14 protein-coding genes are annotated in these 16,255 nt (G+C 68.1%); 5 read left to right on the top strand and 9 right to left on the bottom strand.

The window, feature by feature from the left end; genetic code table 11:
- Window positions 1–67: 67 nt before the first annotated feature.
- Together VIK36_RS08690 and dut are read right to left on the bottom strand one after the other, a co-directional pair.
- Complete coding sequence (locus VIK36_RS08690; protein WP_224025713.1) at window positions 68–781, bottom strand: DUF3710 domain-containing protein; 714 nt, start codon at window positions 779–781, stop codon at window positions 68–70.
- 107 nt (window positions 782–888) lie between these two features.
- Window positions 889–1,407: a dUTP diphosphatase gene (gene dut, locus VIK36_RS08685; protein WP_324644794.1), complete on the bottom strand. Its 519-nt coding sequence runs from the start codon at window positions 1,405–1,407 to the stop codon at window positions 889–891.
- Window positions 1,408–1,523: 116 nt separating this feature from the next.
- On the opposite strand from dut, the gene VIK36_RS08680 reads away from it, so the two are divergent.
- The 3 genes from VIK36_RS08680 (at window position 1,524) to VIK36_RS08670 (ending at window position 4,185) form a co-directional block, all read left to right on the top strand.
- A complete protein-coding gene (locus tag VIK36_RS08680) occupies window positions 1,524–2,012 on the top strand; it encodes a DUF3093 domain-containing protein (protein ID WP_224025711.1) in 489 nt (162 codons plus the stop codon).
- A gap of 129 nt (window positions 2,013–2,141) precedes the next feature.
- Entirely contained in the window at window positions 2,142–3,473 is a 1,332-nt protein-coding gene (gene sepH / locus VIK36_RS08675; RefSeq protein ID WP_255175188.1) for a septation protein SepH, read from the top strand.
- A gap of 124 nt (window positions 3,474–3,597) precedes the next feature.
- Window positions 3,598–4,185, top strand: a complete 588-nt coding sequence (locus tag VIK36_RS08670; protein WP_255175187.1) for a dihydrofolate reductase family protein — start codon at window positions 3,598–3,600, stop codon at window positions 4,183–4,185.
- Window positions 4,186–4,229: 44 nt separating this feature from the next.
- Here VIK36_RS08670 and VIK36_RS08665 read toward each other — a convergent pair whose 3' ends face one another.
- The 5 genes from VIK36_RS08665 to VIK36_RS08645 all read right to left on the bottom strand — a co-directional run bounded on the left by VIK36_RS08665 (window position 4,230) and on the right by VIK36_RS08645 (window position 11,273).
- Window positions 4,230–5,732, bottom strand: coding sequence for an HNH endonuclease signature motif containing protein (locus VIK36_RS08665; protein WP_324644793.1), 1,503 nt, complete (start codon window positions 5,730–5,732; stop codon window positions 4,230–4,232).
- 112 nt (window positions 5,733–5,844) lie between these two features.
- Window positions 5,845–6,585 (bottom strand): thymidine kinase, encoded by a 741-nt coding sequence (locus tag VIK36_RS08660; RefSeq protein WP_324644792.1) that lies wholly within the window; start codon window positions 6,583–6,585, stop codon window positions 5,845–5,847.
- Window positions 6,578–7,804 (bottom strand): alkaline phosphatase family protein, encoded by a 1,227-nt coding sequence (locus tag VIK36_RS08655; protein ID WP_255175184.1) that lies wholly within the window; start codon window positions 7,802–7,804, stop codon window positions 6,578–6,580. The genes VIK36_RS08660 and VIK36_RS08655 overlap by 8 nt, the downstream gene beginning before the upstream one ends.
- The gene (locus tag VIK36_RS08650) at window positions 7,804–8,547 is read right to left on the bottom strand and encodes a DUF5998 family protein (RefSeq protein WP_142134246.1); all 744 of its coding nucleotides are present in this window, start codon (window positions 8,545–8,547) and stop codon (window positions 7,804–7,806) included. The genes VIK36_RS08655 and VIK36_RS08650 overlap by 1 nt, the downstream gene beginning before the upstream one ends.
- 41 nt (window positions 8,548–8,588) lie before the next feature.
- Window positions 8,589–11,273: a GNAT family N-acetyltransferase gene (locus VIK36_RS08645; RefSeq protein ID WP_255175183.1), complete on the bottom strand. Its 2,685-nt coding sequence runs from the start codon at window positions 11,271–11,273 to the stop codon at window positions 8,589–8,591.
- 76 nt (window positions 11,274–11,349) lie between these two features.
- Here VIK36_RS08645 and VIK36_RS08640 point away from each other — a divergent pair, with 76 nt between their 5' ends.
- Window positions 11,350–13,872: a DNA topoisomerase IV subunit A gene (locus VIK36_RS08640; RefSeq protein ID WP_324644791.1), complete on the top strand. Its 2,523-nt coding sequence runs from the start codon at window positions 11,350–11,352 to the stop codon at window positions 13,870–13,872.
- Window positions 13,873–13,891: 19 nt separating this feature from the next.
- On the opposite strand, the gene VIK36_RS08635 is transcribed toward VIK36_RS08640, so the two are convergent.
- Together VIK36_RS08635 and VIK36_RS08630 are read right to left on the bottom strand one after the other, a co-directional pair.
- Window positions 13,892–14,692 (bottom strand): ABC transporter permease subunit, encoded by an 801-nt coding sequence (locus tag VIK36_RS08635; protein ID WP_255175181.1) that lies wholly within the window; start codon window positions 14,690–14,692, stop codon window positions 13,892–13,894.
- Window positions 14,682–15,662 (bottom strand): ABC transporter ATP-binding protein, encoded by a 981-nt coding sequence (locus VIK36_RS08630; protein WP_255175180.1) that lies wholly within the window; start codon window positions 15,660–15,662, stop codon window positions 14,682–14,684. Before VIK36_RS08630 ends, VIK36_RS08635 begins: the two co-directional genes overlap by 11 nt.
- 69 nt (window positions 15,663–15,731) lie before the next feature.
- On the opposite strand from VIK36_RS08630, the gene VIK36_RS08625 reads away from it, so the two are divergent.
- Window positions 15,732–16,250 (top strand): DinB family protein, encoded by a 519-nt coding sequence (locus VIK36_RS08625; RefSeq protein ID WP_255175179.1) that lies wholly within the window; start codon window positions 15,732–15,734, stop codon window positions 16,248–16,250.
- Window positions 16,251–16,255: the final 5 nt, after the last annotated feature.

The raw sequence follows: 16,255 nt of genomic DNA, 5'->3' as shown, positions 1-16,255 counted from the left end.
CCGGTCGGGCAGTTGGCCCAGCGGCGTAATCCCACGCGGTGACTGCGTGGCCCCGCCCTGCGGAGACTCAGCCGATCTGGGTAATTTCGGGACCACGTTCGGGCTCCTCCAGGGTGGGTGCGGCGGGCGGAGGAGTGGCTGAAGCGTCCTTGGGCAGCCTCAGCTGCAGAAGATCGCGCGGCGGCATGGGGCTGTCGCCGCGGACCACCACGACCTGCCGGAACAGGGCCTCGAGCGGTTCCGCGGCGGGGCGTTCCAGCGCCGCGGGTCCACCCAGGACGCCGCGCAGGAACCAGCGGGGACCGTCGACGCCGATGAAGCGGGCCACCCGGTAGCCCTGGCTGCCGTCCGGAAGTCCGGCGGGCAGCTTGGCCACCAGTTCGGTGCCGAAAGCGCCTTCAACCTCTTCAACCTGGCCGCCCTGCGCGCCGACTGACTGGCCGATCTGTTCGCGGATCTCATCCCAGAGCGTTTCTGTCTTGGGGGCGGCGAAGGCCTGCAGCTGGAGGCTGGAGCCGTTAAGGTCCAGGGTGACTGCGACTACCCGCTGCGTTGCCTCTTCCACCTCGAGGCGGAGCTGAAGGCCCTCGCTCGGTGTGATGAGCAGGGCGCCGAGGTCAACAAAGCCGTCGCGGCTGCTGATCTCGGACTCGTCGAAGGGGCCGTCCTGGCGGCGGGCGGCAGTGCCCGGTTCGCCTTCTCCGGCCTCCGCGATCGTCAGCTCGTCGGCCGGCTGCGCCGGCTCTTCATTCTTTGCTTTCCTGCCGAGCCCAAAGACCATGGGTGACTCCTTAATCCTGAAAATGTGCCAGTTCTGAATGGTGCCGGCGGGAACCGCGGAGGTCCCGCCGTCGTGCGTGCTGGCGTGGCAGCGGGTGCGTCCTGGTGTCAGGCTCCGGGAACGTTGAAACCGCCGGTGGACCCAAAGCCGCCCGTGCCGCGCACGGAACCGCTCAACTCGCTGACAGGAATGAACTGGGCGTACTCCACCCGCTGGATGACCATTTGGGCAATTCTATCGCCGCGGCGCAGCTCTATCGGCTGGGATGAGTCGGTGTTCAGCAGGGTCACCGAGATCTCGCCCCGGTAGCCCGCATCGACGGTGCCGGGCGCGTTGACAATCGTGAGGCCGTGCTTGGTGGCCAGGCCTGAGCGGGGGTGGATCAGCGCCACGAACCCGTCCGGAAGTGCGATGGCGACGCCGGTGGGGACCAGCTTTCGCTCCCCCGGCAGCAGGACGACGTCCTCGCGGGCACGGAGGTCTGCGCCCGCGTCGCCCGGATGTGCGTAGGACGGCGCTTCCAGTTCCGGATCCAGCATTTTCAACTGGACCTGCAGGGTGGGGGCAGCAGGGGCGGGAGATGCTGCGTCCGGGACAAGGCCTACCGTGGCGGGATGATCAGTCACAGTCACTCACTCTAACCCGCGCCCCCGAATCAGTCCTAAGGAGCCCGCGGCCACGGCGTCCGCCGGGAGGCTTGCCCCAAGGTGAAATAGCGGGCCAAAGGTGGAAAGCTTGGGCTATGCCCGAATCAAGCTCGCCCGCGTCCGTTCCCAGCACACCCTCCACTGGCGGACCGGTTATTTACCGGGAGAAGCTGTGGCCCAACGCCTGGATCTGGGTTATCGCAGCGGGTGTCTCCGCGGCCGGCATCCTGGTCTTCGCCCCCATCAGCATGGCAGCGGGCTACACCGCGGCACTGGTACTCCTGGCCATCATCACGGTCCTCCTGGTCCTTTCCACCCCTGCCATCACGGTGACGCCGGACGCCCTCACTGTTGGACGGGCCACCATCGAACGCCGCTTTGTGGGCGGTGTGCAGCAGTTCACGTCCGGCGAAGCGACGGCGGAGCGCGGCACCCGGCTGAACGGGCTGGCCTACCTTTGCATCCGCGGCTGGATCGATCCGGTGGTGAAAATCGAAATCACCGACCCGGCCGACCGGACCCCCTACTGGTTGGCCTCGACCCGCCACCCGGACCAGCTGACGGCAGCCCTGGCCCGCCGCTGACACTGCCGTTACTCCCCGCCCGGGCCCTGATCCGGCGGAAAATCACGGCGCGCCCTGCCTCTTGAGCCAAATCAGCACCGCCGAGTGGCAGAGTTTCGGTTGATAGTAATGCCAGGGTGGAGGATTTGTATGCAGGATCTACGGCTTGTAGGCGTGCACGACGACGGGACGCATCTCCTGTTGAGCGGGGCCGGCGGCGAGATGTTCCAGCTGCCGATCGATGAGGCCCTCAGGACGGCCAGCCGGTCCACGGCGAAACCGCGGACGGAGCGGCCTGCCGTTCCCATGTCCCCCAGGGATATCCAGGCCCGGATCCGTGCCGGTGCCACCGCTGCCGACGTCGCGGAGTTGTCCGGGATGCCGCTGGCCAAGGTGGAGCGCTACGAGGGCCCGGTCCTGGCGGAGCGCGAGTACGTTGCGCAGCAGGCACGGAAGGTTGAAGTCGCGGCACCCTCCCCCGGCCACGACGTCTACCGTTCTGCGTTCGGCGACAACCCGGCGACGCTGGACGACATGGTGGTCCACCGTCTTTCGGCCCACGGCATCGACCCAGCCACCGTGGAATGGGACTCGTGGCGGCGCCAGGACGGCACATGGACTGTCTCGGCAAACTTTGAGGCCAAACCTGGCGGGACCTCGGGAATCGGGGAGGAACCGCCCGCGCTGTGGACCTTCAGCCCCGGACGCAAATCGCTGCAGAACACCAACCGCTGGGCGCAGCAGCTGAGCGAACTCGAACCTTTGGACGGTCCTGTTCCCGCCCGCCGCCTCACGGCGGTTTCCGACCGCCCCTTCGATTTTGAGACTGACGCGGACTCCTCCAAGGCATCCCCTGGGGCCCAGGGTGCGGCGCAGGACGCCGGGAAAGAATCCGACGGCCTTCTGGACATGCTCCGGTCACGGCGCGGCCAGCGGCTGGGCGTGGACGAGGATTCGGACGACGCCCTGGCGCTGCTCCTGGCCCACGGCGTACCGGCTGCCCACCCACGGCCTTCCGAGGTAGCCGCCGAGGCGGCTCCTGAGCCGGAATCGGAGGACCCCGAATCCCAGGACGGCCAGCAGGACGCACCGGCCGCCCAGGGGGACTCGTTCATCCGGCGCCGTGACGCGAGGCCGTCCATGCTCTCGAGGCTGAGCCTGCTTCCGCCGCACCGGGACGGCCATGATGACGCGCTGCGGCTCCACGACGGCGTCAGCACCGACACCCGGGAAATCACCATCGCGGCGTCCCCGCAGAAGCCGTCGGGTTCCGCGCCTGCTGCCGGGTCCGGCAACTCCGGCGGCGCCGGGCTGGATGAGCTGCTGGGCAGCAATTCCCGCCGCCCGGCACCCAAGCAGAACGACGCGTCCCCCTCTACCGGGCAGTTGCCCGAGGCCGAGGCGCCGGAACGGCCTGCACGGCCCAAGCGTTCCAGCGTCCCGTCCTGGGACGAGATCGTCTTCGGCACACGGAGCGACTAAAGGCTCTCTCCCGGCACCTTCAGGGGTAGTTCCTCCAACTGCTGCATGCTAGGCTCCCCGCACACCATCGGTCAGAAGCTGCACTTACCCCTGGAGGTTCGCTGTGCCGGACACCACCTGCCACATGTCAATGTCCCTGGACGGGTTCGTCGCCGGGCCTGACCAAAGCCGCGAGAACCCGCTGGGCAAGCGGGGGCTGGAACTCCACGGCTGGCACATCGGGGATCCCCGCGCCAACGAGGCCAACGGGGTCGCGGCTGATTGGCTGATGCGCCCGCGGGGCGCCTACGTGATGGGCCGGAACATGTTTGGTCCCGTCCGCGGAGACTGGGACGAGGATTGGAGCGGATGGTGGGGCCCCGAGCCGCCCTACCATGCACCGGTGTTCGTCCTCACCCATTACCCGCATGATCCGATCCAGATGGAGGGCGGGACAACCTTCCACTTTGTCAGCGACGGCTTCGATGCGGCGTACGCAGCGGCGGTCGAGGCGGCCGGGGGCAAGGGAGTGGATATCGCCGGCGGAGCATCCACCGTCCGACAGGCGCTGGCCGCCGGCGTGATTGACGAGCTCACCCTGGACATCGCTCCGGTTTTACTCGGTTCGGGAGAACGGATTTTTGACGGAATGGAAACCTTCGGCTTCGAACCGGTCGAGGTGCTCCACTCGCCACTGGCCACCCACATCCGCTACCGGCGGACGCCCCACTAGCTATCAGCGCTGCTCAACCCGGCAGTGCGCCGCAAATGGGCGCGTCACACGGCAAGGTGCTGGAGGAGGGCATCTTCCAGAAGGCTCGATTCTCCAGGCTTGTTGCGGTCCTCGGGCAAGAACCCCGACGGCCACCCCGGAGGCCATTGAGTAGGTTCCCAGTCCTGGTGTTCGCTTTGGTAGTGGCGGCCGGTGGGTGAGGTCCAGCCGGGTGGTTCGTTCTTGGTGGCGGGTGTGGGTTTCCATCCGGTGGTGTGGCGGAGTTTGTGGTGTTTGGGGCAGGGCTGTCCCAGGTTGCTGATTCCGGTGGTGCCGCCCTTGGCCCAGGCGAGGATGTGGTCGGCGTCGTTGTCCAGGGAGTTGTTGCAGCAGCCCGGGAACGGGCACTTCCCGTCCCGCATTCGCAGCCAGGACCGCATGGCTTTGGTGACCCGGTAGCTTGTTCGGCCGATTTCCAATGGTGCCCCGTCCCGCGGGTCCACCAGCACCCGGTAGAACGACCCCGCACCACCGGCCACCAGTTCCCGGGCCATTGACGGCGGGATGGGGCCGTACCCGTCCAGCATCGCCGGCTCGTCGGTCTGGCCCATCAGGGAGAACACCGGGACCGTGACCAGCACCTGCGCCCGGATCGGCGCCTGCACCCGGTCCCCCACGGCACTCACACCCTCGGTAAAGCTGCCGCTGGTGCTGTCACTGCCGGGGGTGTCGCTGTCGTTTGGTGTGCCGTTGGTGAGGATCGCGTTGGCGAAGGTGTCGGCCCGGAGCTGGGTCATTGTGCGGCCTTCATCCGGTCCCTGCATGCCACGGGCGGCCGCCGTGAGCCGGTTCCACCCGGCCTGGGCCTGGTCCGCGGGCAGGTAGGCGGAGAGCCAGGCCATCCCGTCCTGGTCCGGCCGGAACTCCACCCGCCGGTCCGCGACTCCTTTGGCGTGGCGTTGTTCGATGGACCCGGCCTGGTGGCGTTCCCGCCAAGTGCGCGCCTTAGCCTTGAACCGGTGCGCCGGAAGCTGCCCCACCGGGCACCCCCGCGCCGGGTCCGGTGCGTCCGGGTCCAGGAAATGGGCTTCCAACGCCGCCGCCCCAACAGCGTCCAGACACGCTGTCTCATCGGCCATCACCACCGCGTGGCTCCAGGAGAGCACCCCGGCCTGCAAAGCCTCCAACGTCCGCGGCAACGTCGCCGTGACAGCGTGCGAGGTGGCCAGGAACGAACCCGCCGCCCGCGGACCAAGAGCCAGCACACATCCGATCTCCGCCGCGACCGCCATCTCCTGCGCCTGCACCGGAACATCCGGGCCCGCAACGGCAGCGGCGCTCTCCGCGTACTTCACAGCGGCCCTGGCCTTCAGCGCAGCGATCCCGGCCTCAACCTCACGGGACCCGGCCAAAATCTCCAGGCAACCATCCGCCAAACCAGCCAACGGGTCCGCAACAGAAAAAGGCACCACACCGGCCGCATCAACCTCAGCATCAACCTCAGCATTCAACACAGCAAGGGCAGCACGGATCTCCCCGAACGCCTTCACCACCGCTGCCTTCCCCATAAACCCATCATGACAAGGGGGTACGACATTTTGAGTCGGAGGCGAAAGGGAGCGCTTCTGCTTCCCGGAATGGAGGTGCCGGTGCGGAAGTGCCGGTGCGTGCGGGGAAGGGTCAGCCCTTCGGGCCTGTCCCCCGGCCCTCGCCGGGTCCGCCGGAGCCGTGCCAGAGGCAGGCATCGACGTCGAACGGCAGCAGTTGGTCCTGTTGTGCCATCAGAGATGCGCCGTGCGCCGTCACCCGCCGCATGAAGTGTCGCCGGCACAGGGTTTCGTACCCCACAACAGGCACGTGCCCGGCCTCGGGGACAGCAGCGTCAACCACCATGTCCACGTCGCCCACCACAACCTGGGCGCCCTCGGTGACCATGACGCCGTCGACCGTCCTGGCATTGTGGGTGGCGCGGCGGCCGCACCAGCACAGCGCCTCCACCTGGAGCACCTGCACCCGGTCGGCGAGCTCGATCAGGCGTTGCGAACCAGGGAACAGCCTGGTGCGGAAATCAGCGGTGATGCCGAACGCGAAGACGTCCACGTCGATCTCGTCCACCACCTTGGCCAGCTGCTCCACCTGTTCGGCCGTGTAGAACTGGGCTTCGTCGCAGATTAGGTAGTCAACACGCTGCCCCTGGGTGCGGCGGATCATGACTTCCTCCCAGAAGTCGGTGGTGTCCAGCACCTCCACGGCGTCCGTCTCCAGGCCCAGGCGGCTGGAGATCCGGGACTCCCCGGCGCGGTCATTGCGGCTGAACCGGACCCCGCCGCGGCCGCGGGCCCGGTGGTTGTAGTCCATCTGCAGGGCCAGGGTGGACTTTCCGCAGTCCATGGTGCCGGAGAAGAAGATGAGCTCAGCCACGCCGGCGGTTCCTTCCTTCGGCCGTAAAGCAGAGCAGCGGAACCTCCCGCTCGGCCTTGGTCAGCGAGCCGTGCTGGCCCACCACCTCCATGGCAGTCGGCCGCATGCGCCGGCCATCGTAAAGCGCGACGGCGTCCCGCGCCGCGATCATGACGTCACCGATCCTGCCTTCGACAGCGGGCCGGACATCCTCGCCAAAGAGTCCTCCGGCAACGGCTTCACCGCGGGTGAAGGCCCAGATCCGGTCTCCGAACCGCGCCTTCCAGGCAGCGATAAGCCGCTCAGCGCCGTCAGAGGCGGCATCGGAGTCCGCCAGGTACAGGTGGACCATCCGTGGTTCACCTGCCGTGTGGCGGACGCCCTCCACCAGGGCAGGGTCCGTGGAGAAATCGATCCGCTGCGGTTCGGCCACGTCCAGCATCCCGTGGTCTGCCGTGAGCAGGATGGTGGTGCCGGCGGGAAGGGTGGAGTTGAGCCGCTTGACAGTGGCATCAAGCTCTTCCAGCTGGTGTTCCCACTGCTCGGAGCGGCAGCCGTAGCGGTGCCCGGCCTTGTCCAGGTCGTTGACGTAGAAATACATGAGGGACGGGCCGGATGCTGCCATGGCTTCGGCGGCGGCGGCGGTCCGGGCATGGGCGGTTGTCCCCGGAATGAACCTGCCGCCCCTGAGTGCGGCCCGGGTCATGGGCGAGCCGTCGAACTGGGAGAGGCTGACGGTGCTGACATCCACCTGTCCGGCGATCCGTTCGAACACGGTAGGGAACGGCTGCCAGGCGGACGGGTCTACGCCCGGATCCCAGTTCCCCAGCAGGTTGACCACCTTGTCCTGGTCGGGGTCCAGGACGTCGTAGCCCACCATGCCATGCTGGCCGGCAGGAAGCCCGGTCCCAAAGCTGGACAGGGCCGCTGCCGTGGTGGAAGGGAAGGCGGAGTCCAGCCACACCGGGACGTCGCCCTGCCCGGCCTGAAGCACAGAGCGGAGGAACGGGGTGTGGGCGGATTTCTGCTTGAGGAGGTTCCGGCCCAGTCCGTCCGCGAGTACCACGCAGACCCGTGAGGCGGCAGGGAATCCGAGGGCATTGGCAAAACCCTCCACCCCAAGGCTTGCCGTGGCACTGGTCAGTACTTCAGCGATGGAACGATGCCCGTAGGCGGGAGCAGGCGGAAGGTCGGGGGTGCGTCCGGAGGCTTGTACGGCGTGGTGGCGGTCTTCCGGCATCAGCGCTGCTGGTGCCCGCGGCTGAGCCGGTTGCCGAACACTCCGGAGCGCGGCCGCGGCGCCATGGACTGGGCGTGGGATACGGGGGCGGCGGAACCGGTGTTGACCGCGCGCAGGGCCCGGGCAAACAGTTTGGCGTCCTGCACGGCCTGCAGCCCGTCCGCTTCGGCGCTGATCCGGAGCACGATGTCCTCCTGCGCGATGGTTCCGGTGTAGCCGTGGTCCGCTTCGCACTGCGGATCGCCGCAGCTGGCCGGACCCATGTCCAGCCGCTGGCCGCCGGACCACGCGATGGACAGTGTCAGTTCCCGTACCGGGTCTGACGGTTTGTAGTTTTGCGGCTGCGCGTACATGTAGCTCAGCACCACCGACCTGATCTGGGCCACGGGAACGGACTCGGTGGAGATCTGGGCGACGATCTGCTCCCCCGCCTCATCCAGCTGCTGGTCGTCCACATGGGTGATGACCAGCATGTCCGCGGTGAGGACCAGGACCGTGATGTGGCGGCGCACTTCTGCCCGGTCGAAGTGCGTTTCCAGGTGCACCAGGTGCGCCACGCAGTCCCGGCCGTCCAGGGCGTCGTCAACAACATCAGACACCAGGCGCGGGTAGAACCCGGCCTTCTGCAGCGCGTCCTCCAGGCTCTGGCCCTGGACTCCGTGGTTGTGTGAGCTGTGCTGGCGGACTGCCTGGTTTTCGTTTCCGGGCGTTTCGGGCGCCGACGCGGGAGGCTGGAAGCTCATGCCCCCATTTTCACAGATCGGCCGGTCACTTGCTAACCGCCTCAGCCCAGCATGGCCCGGCGGGCGCTGTCGGTGCGCTGCGCGGCGTTGCCGATCCGCACGTCCGCGGCGAGGATGGTGGCCCCGGAGGTGCCGCACAGGACAGGGTTGAATTCCACCAGCGCGATCTCCGGATGGTTGTCCTTCATCCATGCCAGCCTGCCCGCGAGGTCCTCCAGCGCCTGCACGTCCACGGCCGGCAGGCCCTGGTAGCCGAAGAGCTTCCGGGACGCCCTGGGCGCCCGGATGAAGTCGTGAACGTCGGCCGCGGAGAGCGGCGGAACCCGGTGGGACCAGTCGTCGAGGAGGTTGACGGCGTCACCGGCAAGGCCGAAGGAGATGACCGGGCCCAGCAGGGGGTCCTCGATGGCCCGGAACGTGCACGTCTGCCCCACCGGGGCCATGGCCTGGACTTCGAGGGCCGGATCTCCATAGGCAGCGAGCGCGCGCCGCATCTGCAGCACATTCAGGCGCAGCGATTCGGCGTCCTCGATGCCAAGCCGCACGCCGCCGAGGTCCAGCCGGTGGCGGAGGGCAGGTTCGGTGGTCTTCAGCACCACCGGCCAGCCCAGTGAGTCGGCGGCGGCGACCGCCTCATCAGGGGTGGTAAACGGCGCCGAGGGCAGGACGGAAATGCCGTAATGCCCCAGGAGGGAGGCGGTTGCCGCCGGGTCCAGCTGCTTGAGCTGTTCACCCGTGACGTCCCGCAGCAGTTCGTCGATCTCAGCCGCCGCCTGCCGCGGGTCGCAACCGGCGGGCTCCACGAAGTGCCCCTGGTCGCGGGCGGCCCATTCCGCGTACCGGACCACCGCGGCGAGAGCGGCCACCGCCGCGCCGGGGTTTGAGAAGCAGGGGACGGTGCAGCCCTCGGTTCCCAGCAGGCCCTCCACGTTGATGGCGGGGTCCAGGATTCCGGTGAAGGCTGCCACCACCGGCTTCCCTGCGCTTGCGGAGCATTCTGCGAGGACCTGGGCCACCGCGTCGACCGTCAGCCCGCGGGCAGGCAGGAGTGCGGCGACGGCGGCGTGGACGGCGTCCGAGGCAAGGGCGTCAAGGAGGGCCTTCCGGAGCAGAGGCAGGGCCACCGATTGTCCGGCGTCCAGGTCGAGCCCGGAAACCACCTGCGCCACTCCCAGGCCGTGTGCCGCAGCGCTGTCCGCCACCACGTTGCCCAGCGCCTGGGAGTTGCTGAAGATGGCGACGTCGGGTCCGGCCGGGAGCAGCCTTCCCGACACCACCTGTGCCACATCCACCAGTTGTTCCACGGTTTCCACCCGGATCACGCCGGACTGGCGCAGCATGGCATCCAGCGCTCCCGCCGGCGCCTGCGTGGTGCGGACGGCATGACCTGGTGGCAGGCGGAGCCCCATGGTGTCGGATTTGGCCACGATGACCGGCTTGGTGCGTGCCAGCCGGCGTGCGATCCGGGAGAACTTACGCGGGTTGCCGATCGATTCGAGATACAGGCCCACGGCGGAGGTGTCGGCGTCGTCCTCCCAGTACTGCATCATGTCGTTGCCGGAAACGTCCGCCCGGTTGCCCGCCGAGAGCAGGCTGGACAGCCCCAGCCGGCGCCGGCTGGAGGCGGCGTACAGCGAGACGCCGATGGCCGCCGACTGGCTGAACAGGCCCAGGCTGCCGCGCAGCGGCATGGTTGGCGCCATGGAGGCGTTCAGTGAGACGTCGGGGTGGGTGTTGGCGATGCCCAGCGACGCCGGCCCTATCACCCGCATCCCGTTCGCCCTGGCCTGGCGCACCAGGGCGCGCTGCCGCTGGAGCCCGCGTTCGCCGTCGTCCGCGAAGCCTGCGGAGGCGATCACCACGCCCTTGACGCCGGCCGCCGCGCACTCTTCCACCACGCCTGCAACTTCCTCGTAGGGCACGGCGATGATGGCCAGCTGGACGGGCTGGGGAACTTCGGAGAGCTTGCCGTAGGACATCATGCCCGCCAGTTCCAGCGCCTCCGGGTTGATGGCGTACACCGGGCCGTGGAAACCGCCCTCGATGATGTGCTCGAGCAGCTGGTACCCCACGGTCCCCCAACGGCGGCTGGCCCCGATGACGGCAACGGACGACGGCGCCAGCAGCTCCCGGACGCTCCTCGCCTCCGCGCGGTGCTCGCGGGATTCCATCACGGCACGGGATTTTTCGGTGGGGTCGACGTTGAACTCCAGGCTGACGACGCCGTCGTCGAAGTGGCGCTTGACGTCGTAGCCGGCGTCGGAGAAGACCATCAGCATCTTGCGGTTCTCGGGCAGGACCTCGGCGGTGAACTTCCGGATGCCGTTTTCGTGCGCCGCGGCGGCAAGGTGCTCCAGCAGGATGGACCCGATGCCCCTCCCCTGGTGGGCGTCGGCAATGTTGAAGGCGACCTCCGCCTCGGTGGGATCGGTCAGCCGGTCATACCGGCCGATTCCGATGATTTCGCCGCCAATGGTGATGACGAACGCCACCCGGTCCTTGTAGTCCACCTCGGTGAACCGCTTGAGCTCCTTCGCGGACAACCTGGCTTTGAACGCAAAGAAGCGCATGTAGATTGAATTCTGCGACTGCCCGGTATGGAAGGCCTGGACGGCGTCCGCGTCCGACGGGTGGATGGGCCGCAGATGCGCTGTCCCGCCGTCACGCAGGACGACATCGGCTTCCCAATGTTCCGGATATTCGCCGTCCCCGGGCTGATCCACCATAGGCTTAGCCTAGCCAAAAACTATCGCAGCACACCCTATGGCTGCGCAGTAACCGCAGAAGGATTCACCAAACCCCATGGCCCGCCGGCAAAGTTCAAAACCCATCGTGGACGACAGCTACACGGAAAACATCGTCGATATCGACGTGACGTCCGAAATGCAGGGCTCCTTCCTGGAGTACGCGTACTCGGTGATTTACTCCCGGGCCCTGCCGGATGCGCGCGACGGGCTCAAGCCGGTACAGCGCCGCATCCTGTACATGATGAGCGACATGGGCCTGCGCCCTGACCGCGGCCACGTCAAGAGCGCCCGCGTGGTGGGCGAGGTCATGGGTAAGCTGCACCCGCACGGTGACGCCGCCATCTACGACGCCATGGTCCGCATGGCGCAGGACTTTTCGCTGCGCCTGCCGCTGATCGACGGGCACGGCAACTTCGGCTCGCTCGACGACGGCCCGGCAGCACCGCGGTACACCGAGGCCAGGCTGGCGGCGGCCGCCCTCACGCTCACCAACCACCTGGACGAAGACGTGGTGGACTTCGTCCCCAACTACGACAACCAGCTGACCCAGCCGGACGTGCTGCCCGCCGCGTTCCCCAACCTGCTGGTCAACGGCGCCACCGGCATCGCCGTCGGCATGGCCACCAACATGGCCCCGCACAACCTGGTGGAGGTCATCTCCGCCGCCCGGCACCTGATCGCCAACCCCGACGCCACCCTGGACGACCTCATGCGGTTCGTCCCCGGCCCGGACCTGCCCAGCGGCGGCCGGATCGTGGGCCTGGACGGCATCCGCGACGCCTACGCCACCGGACGCGGATCCTTCAAGACCCGCGCCAAGGTGGAGATCGAACAGCTCTCCGCACGCCGCACCGGCCTGGTGGTCACTGAACTGCCGTACATGGTGGGCCCGGAAAAGGTGATCGAGAAGATCAAAGATGCCGTCAACGCCAAGAAGCTGACCGGCATCAGCGACATCGTGGACCTGACGGACCGCAAGCACGGGCTGCGGCTGGTCATCGAACTGAAGAACGGCTTCAACCCGAACGCGGTCCTGCAGCAGCTCTACCGGTACACGCCGATGGAGGACTCCTTCGGCATCAACAACGTCACCCTGGTGGACGGCCAGCCGCAGACGCTGGGCCTGGTGGACCTATTGAGCGTCTACGTCAACCACCGGATCAACGTGGTCCGCCGCCGGACCGTCTTCCGCCTGGGCAAGAAGAAGGACCGCCTCCACCTGGTGGAAGGCCTCCTCATCGCCATCGTGGACATCGACGAGGTCATCCAGATCATCCGGTCCTCGGACGAGGCCGCGGCGGCGCGCGAGCGGCTGATGTCCATCTACGACCTCACCGAGGTCCAGGCCAACTACATCCTTGAACTGCGCCTGCGGCAGCTCACCAAGTACTCCCGGATCGAGCTGGAGAAGGAGCAGGACGAGCTCCGCCGCGAGATCGCGGAACTGCAGGCCATCCTGGACTCCGAGGAACTGCTCCGCACCGTGGTCTCCGACGAACTCGGCGCGATTGCCGAGGAACACGGCACCCCGCGCCGGACGGTCCTCCTGGAGTCCGAGGCCGTGTCCCCCACCGTCGCCGCTGCCGAACTGGCCGGGGCGAAGAAGGGCAAGGCTGCGCCGCTGTCCCTGGAGATCGCGGACGACCCCTGCTGGGCCATCCTCACCGCCTCCGGGCAGGTGGCACGCACCAGCAACCAGGAACCGCTGGCCGAGGCAGGCCCCCGGAGCAGGCACGACGTGTACACCTCGGTGGTCAAGACATCGGCCCGCGGCGAAATCGCGGCGGTCACGTCGCTGGGCCGCATGCTCCGGCTGCAGGTCATGGACATGCCGGTCCTGCCGCCCGTGGCCGGCCTGCCCAACCTGGCCGGGGGCGTTCCGGCCAAGGAGTTCCTGACCCTGGTGAAGGGTGAAGCGCTGGTGGCGTTCGTGCGGCTGGATGAAGTCCTGGCCATCGGCACGGCGCAGGGCGTGGTGAAACGCGTCCAACCGGACTACCCGCTGAACCGGGAGGACTGGGAGGTCATCACCCTCAAGGACAAGGACGTGGTGGTGGGCGTGGCTCCCGCCGGTGCCGATGACGCCGAACTCGTGTTCCTCACCCGGGAAGGCCAGTTGCTGAAGTTCCCCGCAGCCGTGGTCCGCCCCCAGGGGCGCACTGCCGGCGGCATGGCCGGGATCAAACTCGCCGCGGGTGACCAGGTGATCTTCTTTGGTGCCGTGCAGCCCAAGGATGAGGCCGCCGTCGTGGTCACCATCGCCGGGACCAACGGAGCCCTCCCGGGCACCGCGCCGGGCACGGCCAAGGTGACGGCATTCTCCGAATATCCGGCCAAGGGGCGCGCCACTGCCGGGGTCCGGTCGCACCGGTTCCTCAAGGGCGAGGACATGCTCCTGCTGGCCTGGGCAGGCCACGGCCCGGCCAAGGCGTCGTCCGCCGGCGGAGTGGCGCGGTCACTGCCTCAGGAGCATGGCCGCCGCGACGGCTCGGGCGTCCCGCTCTCCCAGGCCGTGGACGTGGTGGGGCCGGCCATGGCGTGGATGGACGGGGCAGCAGCAGGGGACGCTGCGGAGTAGGGCTGCGGCCACCGCCTGCTCAGCCGGCTACGTCCCTGCGCCGGAACCCGGCGACGGCGAGCGCCACCAGCACCGCAATGGTGGCCGCGGACACCAGCACACTGTCCCAGGCGGTGCCGTTCCGCAACGGGTCGTGGGCGATGTACTGGAAGAAGGGCGACACCTTCTGGATCCGGTCGAAGACGTCCACCAGGGGCGCCAGGGCGTTGACGATGTAGGCGAGGACGGCCAGCACGGCCGGAACACCGCGGCTGAGCCCGGTCCGTCCGGTCCCTGCTGAAAGGGCAAGGGCCAGGGCACCGAAAACGACGCCCAGCAGCGCTAAATGCAGCATGGCGGCAGCCACCTTGTCGGCCGGAAGGACCAGGTCCACCATGCTGCCCTCCAGCACCAGCGATATTCCCAGCACGGCGGCCAGCAGGAAGGTGCCCAGCACCATGGCCAGGAACTTGTCCACCACCACCCGGCCCCGCCCCACGGGGTTGGAGAGCAGCAGGTCCATGGTGTGCCGGTCTTCTTCGCCGCCGATTGCTCCCGCACCCGTGCTGACGGCGTAAACCAGCACCGCAATCGGCCCCATGAAGGACAGCAGCTCCACCTGGATGTATCCGGTGGGAGTGGACATGTCGGCGCTGGAGGTGGCGAAAAGCGAACGGAACGCCTCCGGCATCTGCTCGATGAAGCTGCTGATGGAGGGCTGGGACTTCACTGAGGGCCAGACGGCTGCGTACATGGCCACGATAAGGGCAAGGGATACGGCCCAGGCCACCAGCAGCCTGCCCTGGTCCCGGAGGGTCTTCAGCAGGACGCTAGCCAGCATGGTGCGCCGCCGATCCGGCCACACTTTCGGCTGGACTGGGCGCGGCGCTGCCGGCATGGTCCATCCCGTAGTAGCTCAGGAACATCTCTTCCAGCGGCGCCTCGGAGCACTCGAAATCCTCCACTTCCCCGGCGCTGACAAGTTTCAACAGAGCGTCCAGGGCAGACTGCGGGGCGTTGCAGCTCAGCGTCCGGCCGTCCACCAGCAGGTCCCGCACGCCGGGGACGGCGGCAAAACCAGCCGCCGGCACCTCCCCGGCAAAGCGGGCACGCACCCGGTGCAGGGAGCGGGCTGCCAGGTCCTGCAGCCGCTCCACGGCAACCAGCCTGCCCGCGCGCACCACCCCGATCCGGTCCGCGACGCGCTCCACCTCGCCCAGGACGTGGGAAGAGAACAGGGCCGAGCCGCCGTCGGCTGTGTGTTCACGCAGGATGGCGTGGAACACCTGCTGCACCAGCGGGTCGATCCCGCTGGTTGGTTCGTCCAGCACCAGCAGCCGCGGCCTGGACATGACCGCCAGGACGACGGCGAGCTTCTGGCGGTTTCCGCGTGACAGCGTGCGGGCAGGTCGGTCCAGATCGAGTTCCAGCCGGGCTGCCACCTCTGCCGCCCGCTGACGGTCGTCCCGGTGCCGCAAGTGGGAACAATAGGCCACGTGTTGGTGCCCAGTGAGGCGGTCGTACAGCGCGGGCTCGCCGGGCACGTAGCCCACCACCCGGTGGACGTCCCGGGACTGGCGCCAGGCATCCAGTCCCAGGATTGACGCCGTGCCGGACGTGGGCCGCAGCATCCCCATCAGGAGCCGGATGGTGGTGGTCTTGCCTGCCCCGTTCGGGCCCAGGTATCCGAACACCTCGCCCGGTTCAATGGTGAGGGTCACGTCGTCGAGCGCTGTGTTCCGGCCGAACCGCTTCGTCAGGCCGGCCAGCTGCACCATACTCTCCGCGCCCAGGCGCGCTTCCGGGCTCATGCGGCCACGCTAGCCGGGCCGCTGCACCCGCCCCAGAGTCTTTTGGCCCGCACGGCTTAGACTGCTCCCATGCCTATCGTTCCTGATGAAAAGGACTGGACCTGGGTCCTGTCACGGCCCTGCCCGGAATGCAATTTCCATGCCTCCACGGCCACCCCCGCCACGGTTCCCGGAAGCATCGAAAGCATGATTCCCCGGTGGCTGGCCGTCCTCCGCCGGCCGGACGCGGCGGAGCGTCCCGACGGGCAGACCTGGTCCGCGCTGGAGTACGCGTGCCATGTGCGGGACGTTTTCACCCTTTTCAACCAGCGCCTGAACCTGATGCTCGCGGAGGATGGCGCCCGCTTCGCGGACTGGGACCAGGACCAGACAGCCGTTGAAAAGGACTACGCCAACGCCGACCCGTCCGAGGTGGGTCCGGAACTGGCTGCGGAAGGCCACGAGGCCGCCGAGTCCTTCGCCGGCGTCCCCGAAGAGGACTGGGCCCGCAAGGGCCTGCGCAGCAACGGCTCGGAGTTCACCGTCTTGACGCTCTCCCAGTACTTCCTGCACGACGTAGTCCATCACCTCCACGACGTCGACGGCTGACGGCG

The sequence above is a fragment of the Pseudarthrobacter sp. LT1 genome, assembly GCF_035621795.1.
GTDB lineage: Bacteria > Actinomycetota > Actinomycetes > Actinomycetales > Micrococcaceae > Arthrobacter.
This window is presented reverse-complemented; position numbering and strand designations above follow the sequence as displayed.